Here is a 10,071-nt window from a genome sequence, read left to right as displayed (position 1 = left end):
CGAGGATATGATACCCCATCATATCCGAGGGGTCGCCTCACTCAAAAACGCGAAACCCAGATCTCAAAGGTCTGGGCCCAGAAGCCCGCGCCGTACCGCCTAAGTGGTCGGCGTCGGGAGTACGTCACTGCTATGTTGCGACAGAATCTTACTGCTCAACGTAAGGATTAAACGAGTCCCCGTAAGCGTTGCCGGATCCCTAGAGGGAAATTAACTTCCCGAAAGGGTAGGGCAATGGGTGTCAGATTGCTTGCTTAACCACCACTTCCTTGTGGCTAGTGATGTGGTCTGGGGCATTTTGCTGTCTCTCACTGACGCAGCACCGGATGGATAGGGAATCCGTTTATCCTTTCCCGATAGAGTCGAGTGGATGGTGATTTCGCTCGGTAAGGTTCTACCTGTTGATATTCGGTACGGTCTACTCAATCTTCTTGGAGGACAATTGTGACAAACGAAACTGGGGACAAAAAAGTTATTAATCAACTCGAAAAAGATGCGATAGAATTTTTTCTCGGTCAAGTTAGTGGCAATTTGTGGCCATACCTCTACGGAACTCCTCGAGATGCCACTGACCCGGTTCGAGGGGGAATTTTATATAACGAAATGCTTGAAAATGAGGAGGAATATTACCTGTACAAATATGAAGCCGAACTTTTCCAGAACAAAGGACATCTGATTGCCTCTCTTATCGGGTCTAACGCCACTTTTATTGAATTAGGCCCAGGCAGCGAACAAAGTTTGCGCCTGAAAACCTTACCTTTGCTCCGCGTTTGTCCGAACTTAAGCGGGTATGTGGGCATTGACATTTCCCAAGACTTTTTGGACAAAGGTCTTAAAGTCATTCGTTCTGAACTGCCTCATCTTTCGGTGCGGGGTACTCAGCAAGACTTTACTAAACTCGACAGTCTACCCGACGCAGAAAAGCAAGTGATTTTTTTTAAAGGCAGCACCATTGCCAATATGAGGCAAGAGGAAGTCCCGAGTTTTATCTCTCAGATCGGGAAACTAGCCCGGGAAAACCATTATCTGCTTATCGTTCACGATGCTAATCAAGATGAAGTCTCCTTGATGAAGGCTTACCATAACAAAGGAATGGCGCTTATGATGGAGAACATCATGTTTCGGCTGCATCGTGATGTGGATACACCGGGGATGATACCTGAGGCATTTCGTTATCAGCCAGAATGGGAACCGACTACTTACGACCTCAAACACGTTCTGAGTGCAACCCAACCCCAAAAAATCCACCTCAATGGACACATTGTAGAGATTGAAGAAGGACAAAAATTTCATACGTTGAGTTCATTCAAATACCCAGTGGAGGTGTTTAAAAAACTTATCGGTTCGGCAGGATATCAACCCATTGATGTTTTCTTTGATAGTTCCAATCGGATGGCTGCTCATCTTTTTCAAAAGTCGTAGTCGTAGTAGGGTGGGCAACGAGTTGCCCATCCTACAGATAGTGCTTCATACTCCGATCGGCGTCAGTGCTAAATAAGCTAAAATTGAGATCGGCCAAATCACTGATGCAGTTACGCAAATCCCACTGAGAACGTTCGCGATCGCGCTTGTCATAACGGGTTGCAATGACTCGATACTGCTTGAGTTTAGGAAAAAAGTTTTCAACTCAATGCCTTGCCGGATACAATGGGGGGATCGGAGGATGGGTCGCGATTCTTTTTTAGGGGAAAAATGCTCAAACATCACTTAAGCCAGCTATTGCGCTCTGTCTCTCAAGTAAGGTGGATTGTCGGGTGGATTGGCCTAATTCTGGTAATGGTGCTGTGGGGGACAACCGGTGCGATCGCCGGACCGCTCAGCGATCGCTTAGAACGATTTCCCGACTGGCAAAGCAAACCCCCAGTGCAATTGGTCCAGGGCGATTTAGTCTATCCCGACTGGATGGAAGGCACTTGGGAAGTAACCAGCACCTTGAAAACTCAGGTGGCTCCTTTGGCTCCCGATATTCTCACCCCGGGGTTTGAAAAAAATAAGCGCTATTTGGAGAAACCCATTTCCTTTCAAGTGCGTTTCGCCGAGGAACAGTCGCCCGGAAAACTCCTCGTCCCAATGCAGGCGCAACAAGGATTGGTATCGGCGCAAAAAGCCCCAGTGGTAGCCGATCGCGAATTTAATGGCTTGAATATCGCTAAGGCATATTTGGGCGATCGCAAAGTCCTCTCGGTCAAAGTCGATCCCACCAATCCCAACCGCCAAATTACCCAACTGCGCGGCGATCGCCAACTGGTTTCCATCGTCACCGCCCGAGGCAGCGAAATGCCCTCCCCCGATGAATTTGTGGCCACAGAAATCACCCAGCAGGTGTTTCGCAAAGAACCGCAAATTTACTTCAACGAAGTGGAAACCACTACCGAATACCAGCGAGTTCAGCCCCCTCTCAACGCGATCGAAGGCAATCAAGTCACCGCCATTTATTTATCTCCCCAAGACCCAGATTACTTTGAAGCGGGGGGCAAACCAGTGGCGCTTTATGAGTATAAATTAGAACTTTCCCCGGTGGAACAAGAAGAATAAGTTATCGAAAGTTAGGGAAAAGAGGGACAGATGCGATCGCCCCCCTTTTTCCTAATTTATTCCTCGCCTCTCAATGGGTCTGCAAACCCGGTTTCTACTCTTTACCGTTCTCTGGGTAGAGCAAAATTTTGTAAGTTTCTGGAGTCGGTTGAACGGCGCGTTCTACTGCAGCGGTTAACTCTTTGAGGGGATAGCGATCGCTCACCAGTTTATCCACATCTATTCTGCGATTAAACACAATATCGGCGGCTAATGCCTGCAACCGATAGGACGAACTATAACTCCCCATTAAATCCAGTTCGCGCCGATATAAAATATTGGGATTAATCGGAATTTCGACTTCATCGGGAAACTCGGCAAAAAAGAGTATTTTCCCCCCTTTTCGGGTGCAGTCTAGCCCTTGAAAAAATGCTTTCTCGCTGGGAACGGCTAGCAGGCAGATATCCACCCCCATCCCCCCAGTAAGCGCCTTAATTTTTGCTGATAAATCCGGATCGCGGGCGTCAAAAGCAGCTTCTGCGCCTACGTTTAACGCTTTCTCGATGCGGGCGGGTATCAAGTCAGTGGCGATCGCCCGCGCGCCGAAATACTTCACCAGCATTGCGAACATCAACCCAATCGGTCCTGCGCCGGTAATCAACACGGTTTGTCCCGGTTCTACCTTCGCCTTTTTCACCGCTTTTAAGCAGCAGTTGGTGGGTTCTACAAAACTCGCTTGCTCAAAAGTGACGGAATCGGGAATCGGAATCAATCCCCCATTCCTGACGATATGTCCCGGCACTTTCACATATTCGGCAAATCCCCCGCCACTGGGGACGAATCCGGCGGTGGTGGTGATGCGTTTATAAGTGTCGCACATGGAGAAATTTTCGTTCAAGCAGTAGGCGCAGCGCATGCAGGGAATGTGGTGCATCACCACCACCCGCTGTCCTACTTGCCAATCGGTAACCGCTTCGCCGATCGCAGAAATAACCCCGGCGGTTTCATGTCCGAAAATTCGCGGTGGTTCGTAGAGCGGATAGCGAATTTTTTTGATGTCAGACTGACACAATCCCACAACTCGCACCTGCACCAATACTTCATCAGCACCGATTTCGGGGATGGAGATGTCTTCGTAACTGAGTTGGTTGACGCCTCTAAAAACTTGCGCTTTCATGTTGGTTTATGCCACTCCCGGATAGTTGATGTTTGCGATCGCGCCATAAGGCGATCGCAATCTGCCATGTATTTTACCAAACTGGATGGCGAGAAAAGGAAAATACAGAGGATTTCTCTGCACATAGTCGGTTATTTTGGGCTTAAAACTTCACGCGATCGCCCCATTGTTCCACCGTTTTTTCGCCAATTCCTTTCACTCGGGTCACATCCTCCACCGAATCAAAGGGACGCGCCTCAATAATCCGTTCTCCCAACACCTCACCTACTCTGGGTAGGGTTTCTAACTGTTCTAAAGTCGCCGTATTCAGATTTACAACTTCCGGCAGTTCGCTGCTGCGATGAATTATTTTAGCACATTGCGCTTCTTGTTGGCGAATCTTTTGCGCGATGTGCGGGGGAAGACCCAGTTCAGCGGTGGCGTAGAGGCGATCGAATTCCCGGCGAAAGTGTGCGGAGACAATCGGATTTTCGATGATAAGCAAGGTTTCATCATTCCCGACATTGGCCACATTTGACCAGTTGTGCGACCCCGTGATAATCAGGCGATCGTCCACTAAGCCAAACTTGTGATGTAAGATATCCCCGGGGAGAAGTCGCGGAACTCCCACGGTGGAAATGGGCGGTTCCCACGGTTGGTTATCCACTTCATAGCGACATTGATTGTCGGCGAGGGCGACCCCTAACATATCTAAGCCCTCGGAGTAGTAACGAAAGGCAAAACCGCTGTCAATCAAAGCGCGCACTTTTACACCCGGCTTCTCACGTGTACTCAGGCGATCGGCGATCGCTTGCTCGGAAAAGACAAAAAGGGCTAAATCCACGCTGTTTCTCGCGCGATCGAGGGCGCTGGCAATTGTGCTATTGGTACTCTGTTCCCAGGGAAGGGTGGGAGAAGTGGGGGAAAACTTGACCGAAATCCGCGCATCGCCTAACCGGATATCTTGTAGCGGGCGAGAGGGTTTGCTTAAACCAAAGCGACTATCGGGCTTTCCGCCAACCCCATCCCCCCACATGAGGTTGAATTCTTCCCGAAACAACCGGGCGAGTTGACGGTTTTGGATGCGGAGGAGGTGGTTGGGGTTTCCGCGACTCTCGGGTTGATTCAAATCGCCATACATTCCGGAAAGGGTGAAGTTCGCCGAACCGGTGATGAGGGTCTCGTCGTCGATTAGCACAAATTTATGGTGCATTAAACCACTTCCTTTAGAACCGTCGGCGGTGTCGTCGATTACGGGAACTTGGGCGTTGCGGAGAATCACCAGTGCATCGTTTTGGGCGATTTCTGTCGCACTCATCACCCCCGAAGCGTCGCTGTCGATGAGACGCACTCCTTCTTCGTAGCGGGCGCGTTGGCGATCGTCCAGCAGGCGCACTTCTTGAGGGCTATAATCACTCCAGGGACGGTTATAGTCATGTTCGAGGATAACTCGCACGGAAACACCGGCTTGGTAACGTTCGGCGATCGCCCGCGCAAGTTTCGGGAGTCGCAGTTCTTGAATGGCGATGTCAACCGAGTGTTGGGCGTTTTGGATGTTGTCAATTAGAAGTTGTTCCAGGTTATCGCCGTTGCGGGCAATGTTGCGGTAAGGTTCGGTGTAGTGGTTCGCGGGGTTGTGGTTAAAGTACGCTTGGATTTGCGGATGTTGCGGTAATGGGGGAAGGCGATCGCGGGCGATTCTTTCCACCCTCAACGGGCTTTTCTGGCTAATTAAAAACGCCAGCAGGATTCCCAGAACAATCAGTATCCAGAAATAACGACGCACCACCAACATAGCTGTTATCTCCAAGCGGAAATTTATGGCAATTCAACGATTTGCAAGTCCCAATTGGGATATTGGCAATTATAGCAAGGACTGTTACTCTGGACAAGCGTAGCGAGGGTCAGTGGGGGCGCAGGGTCACTTTCTGTCGGCGATGCAGACTTCGGGTTGCAGATTGGCGGGTAATCCTCCCCGTAGAGACGCGATTAATCGCGTCTCTACCCCCTGCGATCGCGGGTCACTCGGTCAAATAACTGGCAGGTACCCTAACAGGATAGGATTTTCATCGATATCCCCCAATCTCAACATCTCGCTAAAACACTCTCACCCGTGATGAGCAACAATCTCTGCTATCAGAAATGCTGGTTCGTCAGCAGGTACCACCCCAGCCGCAAACAAGCGATCGCAGAATCCACCCATCAAAAAAGTCACCCTAAAAAAGCAGAAAGCATTTTATACAATAACATCGTTCTTTAATTCACCCGAAATGACAAACAACAGTGGCAACAAACCGGGGCAACTATTAAAAAAACCAGCCCGTTTGATTACCAAACTCGATTGATGGGATATTCATCAAATACCGCATCCACACTCAGAATGGATATCTGCTCTACCGTCGCCTGGGCAATAATAATCCGGTCAAACGGATCCTTGTGGGGCCTGGGCAAATTCTCCAGCACCCATACATGACTCACGTCAATGGGTAGCAGTTCTAAATTATTAGTCTGCTGTTGGTTTTCAATCAGTTCGCGCAAGGGCAAACTCAGATTCAATTTTCCCAGTTGTAGTTTGATTTGCATTTCCCATACACTGGCGACACTTAAGATTAATTCAGTGTTGGGGTCCGCTAACAAGCTACTAGCGGAGGTTGAGAGCTTTTCTGGGGTGAGACTCCACCAAATAAAGGTGTGGGTATCTAACAGAACTCTCATGATTTCTCGCTCCAGTATTCGGGCGGAATCGGATCGTTGAAATCATCGCTAATCCATCCCATACCTTTATGTAATCCCGCAATGCGAGGCTTGGTGGATTTTTTCGCGCCATATTTCTGGGCTAAAAACTCCAGGTAGTCTAGTGCTTCCTGCTGTTGGCGATAAGGGAGTTGTTGCAATTTCTCCATCGCAGCTTGCATGATTTCTTCTCGAGTTGGAAAAGACATATTGACCTCTACAAATAGTGGTTGAAATCGGCGATTTGAGTGTTAGGATAGCATTGAGATCGCCCTCCTCCCCAAAGCGCAATTACCATATTTTACCTCATTCGTCAAGCTCTACGCCCATTGCCCGCAACCGTTCTGCCAAGCGATCGGCACGCTGTCGCTCTGATTCAGCACGCTGTCGCGCTTGCGCTGCTAACTCCCCTTCCGTAGGCAATAATTCACCGTTTAAAGTTGCCCATCGCAACCACACCGCGTTTGCATCTTTGTACTGACCGGACCAGCGCAAGAGGCTTAAGCCCAATTCCTGACTTACCAAACGTCCGGAATCGTCGAGTTGCAAGGGGGTGTAAGTGCCGCGTTGCAACACAAAACCAGCCCAGTCATCGGGATTAAACGGGTCGTACCAAAAATACTCCGTCACCCGCAGGCAATTTTGATAAATCTGCTTTTTCTCGGTTTTGTCCCGTTGTGCGGTACTTTGGGATAGCAGTTCGATGACCACATCTGGTGCTTTCCCTTCCTCCCACAGCACCCAACTTTTGCGTTCGCCTCGGGGAACGTCGAGAACCACAAACACATCTGGCCCTTTAAAATCGCGATCGCGCACTTGAGCGGTGCTATAGTAAACAAACATATTCCCTCCCACAAACGCATCCCGGTCTTGCAACCAGGTCCACAGTGGGTCAACCAGCAAATCCATTTGCAATTTGTATCGCAGTGTTTCCATTGGCACCCCATCATCGCTGGGAAGTTCGTCTTGAGTGGGAGGTAATGCGATATCTGGCTGGTCTGAAAATACAATGGGGGAATCTGACATGACCCCTAACCTCCATATTGTTTTTCCGATCATAGCAATTTGACTCGTTTAGTTCCATAGTTTTGTTAGTTATGACTGATTTATAAGGAAGGTAAAATTTAGTTTTTAGATTGATTTTTTGGGAGTAATCGCCTCGCCATAGGCGGTCTAATGCTCGATGCTGTAACCGAGTGTAAAAGGCATTAAAACATAATTTTTATCTTTTTATTTGAGGCAGATTACTGTTAAATGGTGATGAAAGAACTGCAAGCGGATATTGTAATTGTCGGTGGGGGTACGGGTGGAACGGCGGCGGCGATTCAAGCGGCGAGACGAGGAGCGAAAACGATTATTGTGAGTGAATTTCCCTGGTTGGGGGGGATGCTGACTTCGGCGGGGGTATCTGCGCCGGATGGCAACGAACTGGCGGCATTTCAAACCGGCTTGTGGGGAGCATTTCTGCGAGAATTGGAACGGCGACAAATCGGCGGTCTCGATAATGGTTGGGTGAGTTTTTTTACGTTTGAGCCGCGCGTGGGGGCGGAAATTTTTGCGAATTGGGTGAAGGAGTTGCCGAATTTGCAGTGGATTGCGCGACAGGTGCCGGTGGCGGTGTTGCGGGAGGGCGATGCCATCGTTGGGGTGCGCTTTCCGGACTTTATCGTGCGGGCACAGGTGGTTCTCGATGGGACGGAGTTGGGAGATTTACTGGCCCTAGGGGAGGTTCCGTTTCGCTGGGGGTGGGAATTGCAAGCGGAGTGGAACGAACCGAGTGCCCCTTGTCAGCCCACGGAGTTCACCAAAACCTATCCGGTGCAGTCTCCCACTTGGGTGGTGGTGATGCAGGATTATGGTGAAGGTGCGGTTGCGCCGGAAATTCCCGCGCCTCCGGGGGACAATCCGCAGCAATTTGTGGGCGCTTGGGAGAAGTATGGACCGGAAAGCTTTCTCAATTACTGCAGATTACCGGGCGATCGCTTAACGCTGAATTGGCCGATCGCCGGCAATGACTACGGCGAAGGAGTGGGGCGACTGGTGGACTCGGAAACCGCACGGTTGCAATTTCTGCAAGAAGCTCAATGGCATTCGCAAAGTTTTGCCCGTTTTATTCAGACGGAATTTGGGCGGCGCTACGGTTTGGCGGCGGATATGTTTCCCCATTCAAACAGTGCTTTTGCCTTACATCCTTATTTTCGCGAAAGTCGTCGCCTGCAAGGAGTGAAGACGGTAACGGAATGGGATATTTTACCCGTAAGTGGGGGACGGGTGGCGCGGTTGTCGGTGAATGCTGAAGGAATTTGCGATGCAGTGGCGTTTGGCAATTATGCGAATGACCATCATTACCCTTGTAATGACAAGTTTTCCACTGCGTTTGAGCTCGAACCGAAGTCAATTCGCTGGGGCGGACGCTGGACGGGGACCCCGTTTACGATTCCTTATGGCTGTTTGGTGCCGCGAGAGGTGGATGGGCTGTTAGTCTGCGAAAAAAATATTTCGGTGTCTCATATTGCCAATGGTGCGACGCGGTTGCAACCGGTGGTGATGGGAATCGCTCAAGCGGCGGGAATGGCTGCTGCGCTGTGTGTGGAAAGGGGTTGTCAGCCCCGGGATTTGCCCGTCCCGGTGCTGCAAGCGGCGTTATTGCAAGATCCGGTGGCCCCGGCGGCGGTGGTTCCGCTGTTTAATCTGACGCCGGATGACCCCGAGTGGCTGGAGGGGCAATGGGAGTATTTGGAAAATCCCGGGGCTTATCCGGTGACCGGCGATCGCCCTGGGAGCAATCGAATCCTTCCACTTCCTCCACGGACCAAGGACTCTGGACCAGTGACAAATGACCGATTTGGGGGGAGTTTGCGGCGTCAGGGAGACGGCGAGTACGCGATCGCCCTGAGTTATCCCCCAGAAATGGCCAGTCAAGTTTGGACCCTAGTGACTGTGCAACCCACGGTGAACCAACAATTAGAAAAGGCGGTGGAAGGAGATTGCTTAACCCTGCGAGGTGGTCTGAATCGCTCTGGGAATTGGATTCGGGTAGACTGGATGGAGTGCCAGACCCCGAAGTAAGGGTTTGCTGAGAATCTGTTGCAGCAAAGCAGGGGAAATTGCTAGCTCAGATGCAAGGCGTTGCCGCTTTGGCTTGGATCCGGTGGAGCGATCGCCTGCTGTGGCGCTTCAGTTTTGGGGCAACCGCCAAGGGGGCGATCGCTCCCTTGTGGCGCTACATCCGGTTCGTCTGCTAGAACCACCGGGCGATCGCCATCACACTCGCCCCAAACCGTTGAAATTTTCCGGAATATGTCTTGCCAAGATTATTTTCCCAGGATATAATATTAGCAAAATCTATAAAAAGATAAATTGTTACCGCGATTCGCGAACGGGGATGGGCACGCACTTCCAACCTAGGTGGATCCACCAGGGAGTTGAAAGTTTTAGAGGCTGTCAAAAGTCTTGAAAGACTGGGTACTCTGGGTGGAGAAGGCACAAACGGTAGTAGTGTCGTGCTGTGTTAAATTGTCTGGGGATCGATACCCTAGTTCGGTGGCACCCAGGTGTCCCTCATTACAATTAACAAGACCCAGCACGAGTCAACAGTCAGGAACCCCATCCCTAAAGGGAGGGGCTTGGTAAGACTTTATTTTCCCAAGCTCACCTGACCAGAAGAC

9 protein-coding genes are annotated in these 10,071 nt (G+C 50.4%); 3 read left to right on the top strand and 6 right to left on the bottom strand.

Translation table 11 applies throughout. The features are described from left to right. The first annotated feature begins 444 nt into the window (after positions 1-444). Both LKK83_RS22895 and LKK83_RS22885 read left to right on the top strand, forming a co-directional pair. A complete protein-coding gene (locus LKK83_RS22895) occupies positions 445-1,422 on the top strand; it encodes an L-histidine N(alpha)-methyltransferase (protein ID WP_324633696.1) in 978 nt (325 codons plus the stop codon). A 354-nt stretch (positions 1,423-1,776) separates the two neighbouring features. Then, positions 1,777-2,535 (top strand): DUF6816 family protein, encoded by a 759-nt coding sequence (locus LKK83_RS22885; protein ID WP_442957357.1) that lies wholly within the window; start codon positions 1,777-1,779, stop codon positions 2,533-2,535. Positions 2,536-2,629: 94 nt separating this feature from the next. Here the strand turns inward: LKK83_RS22885 and LKK83_RS22880 are convergent, their stop codons facing one another. The 5 genes from LKK83_RS22880 to LKK83_RS22860 form a co-directional block, all read right to left on the bottom strand. Then, positions 2,630-3,691, bottom strand: coding sequence for a zinc-dependent dehydrogenase (locus tag LKK83_RS22880; protein WP_324633694.1), 1,062 nt, complete (start codon positions 3,689-3,691; stop codon positions 2,630-2,632). A 142-nt stretch (positions 3,692-3,833) separates the two neighbouring features. Continuing rightward, the gene (locus LKK83_RS22875; RefSeq protein ID WP_324633693.1) at positions 3,834-5,465 is read right to left on the bottom strand and encodes a phospholipase D-like domain-containing protein; all 1,632 of its coding nucleotides are present in this window, start codon (positions 5,463-5,465) and stop codon (positions 3,834-3,836) included. Positions 5,466-5,998: 533 nt separating this feature from the next. Next, positions 5,999-6,385: a type II toxin-antitoxin system VapC family toxin gene (locus tag LKK83_RS22870; RefSeq protein ID WP_324633692.1), complete on the bottom strand. Its 387-nt coding sequence runs from the start codon at positions 6,383-6,385 to the stop codon at positions 5,999-6,001. Continuing rightward, positions 6,382-6,612 (bottom strand): DUF2281 domain-containing protein, encoded by a 231-nt coding sequence (locus LKK83_RS22865; protein ID WP_324633691.1) that lies wholly within the window; start codon positions 6,610-6,612, stop codon positions 6,382-6,384. The genes LKK83_RS22870 and LKK83_RS22865 overlap by 4 nt, the downstream gene beginning before the upstream one ends. Before the next feature lie 97 nt (positions 6,613-6,709). Beyond that, positions 6,710-7,429, bottom strand: a complete 720-nt coding sequence (locus LKK83_RS22860; RefSeq protein ID WP_324633690.1) for a Uma2 family endonuclease — start codon at positions 7,427-7,429, stop codon at positions 6,710-6,712. 234 nt (positions 7,430-7,663) lie between these two features. Here LKK83_RS22860 and LKK83_RS22855 point away from each other — a divergent pair, with 234 nt between their 5' ends. Beyond that, positions 7,664-9,472 (top strand): FAD-dependent oxidoreductase, encoded by a 1,809-nt coding sequence (locus LKK83_RS22855; RefSeq protein ID WP_324633697.1) that lies wholly within the window; start codon positions 7,664-7,666, stop codon positions 9,470-9,472. Positions 9,473-9,513: 41 nt separating this feature from the next. Here the strand turns inward: LKK83_RS22855 and LKK83_RS22850 are convergent, their stop codons facing one another. Next, positions 9,514-9,654: a hypothetical protein gene (locus LKK83_RS22850; RefSeq protein WP_324633688.1), complete on the bottom strand. Its 141-nt coding sequence runs from the start codon at positions 9,652-9,654 to the stop codon at positions 9,514-9,516. Between the last annotated feature and the right edge of the window lie 417 nt (positions 9,655-10,071).

The sequence above is a fragment of the Phormidium sp. CCY1219 genome, from assembly GCF_035615515.1.
Taxonomy (GTDB): Bacteria; Cyanobacteriota; Cyanobacteriia; order Cyanobacteriales; family Laspinemataceae; genus CCY1219.
The sequence above is the reverse complement of the archived record's forward strand: the minus strand, read 5'-3'. Positions and strand labels throughout refer to the sequence as shown.

Coding starts and splice junctions, on each gene's coding strand:
- LKK83_RS22880 (WP_324633694.1), bottom strand. CDS start 3,691: ATGAAAGCGCAAGTTTTTAGAGGCGTCAACCAACTCAGTTACGAAGAC.
- LKK83_RS22885 (WP_442957357.1), top strand. CDS start 1,777: ATGGTGCTGTGGGGGACAACCGGTGCGATCGCCGGACCGCTCAGCGAT.
- LKK83_RS22855 (WP_324633697.1), top strand. CDS start 7,664: ATGAAAGAACTGCAAGCGGATATTGTAATTGTCGGTGGGGGTACGGGT.
- LKK83_RS22865 (WP_324633691.1), bottom strand. CDS start 6,612: ATGTCTTTTCCAACTCGAGAAGAAATCATGCAAGCTGCGATGGAGAAA.
- LKK83_RS22860 (WP_324633690.1), bottom strand. CDS start 7,429: ATGTCAGATTCCCCCATTGTATTTTCAGACCAGCCAGATATCGCATTA.
- LKK83_RS22875 (WP_324633693.1), bottom strand. CDS start 5,465: ATGTTGGTGGTGCGTCGTTATTTCTGGATACTGATTGTTCTGGGAATC.
- LKK83_RS22870 (WP_324633692.1), bottom strand. CDS start 6,385: ATGAGAGTTCTGTTAGATACCCACACCTTTATTTGGTGGAGTCTCACC.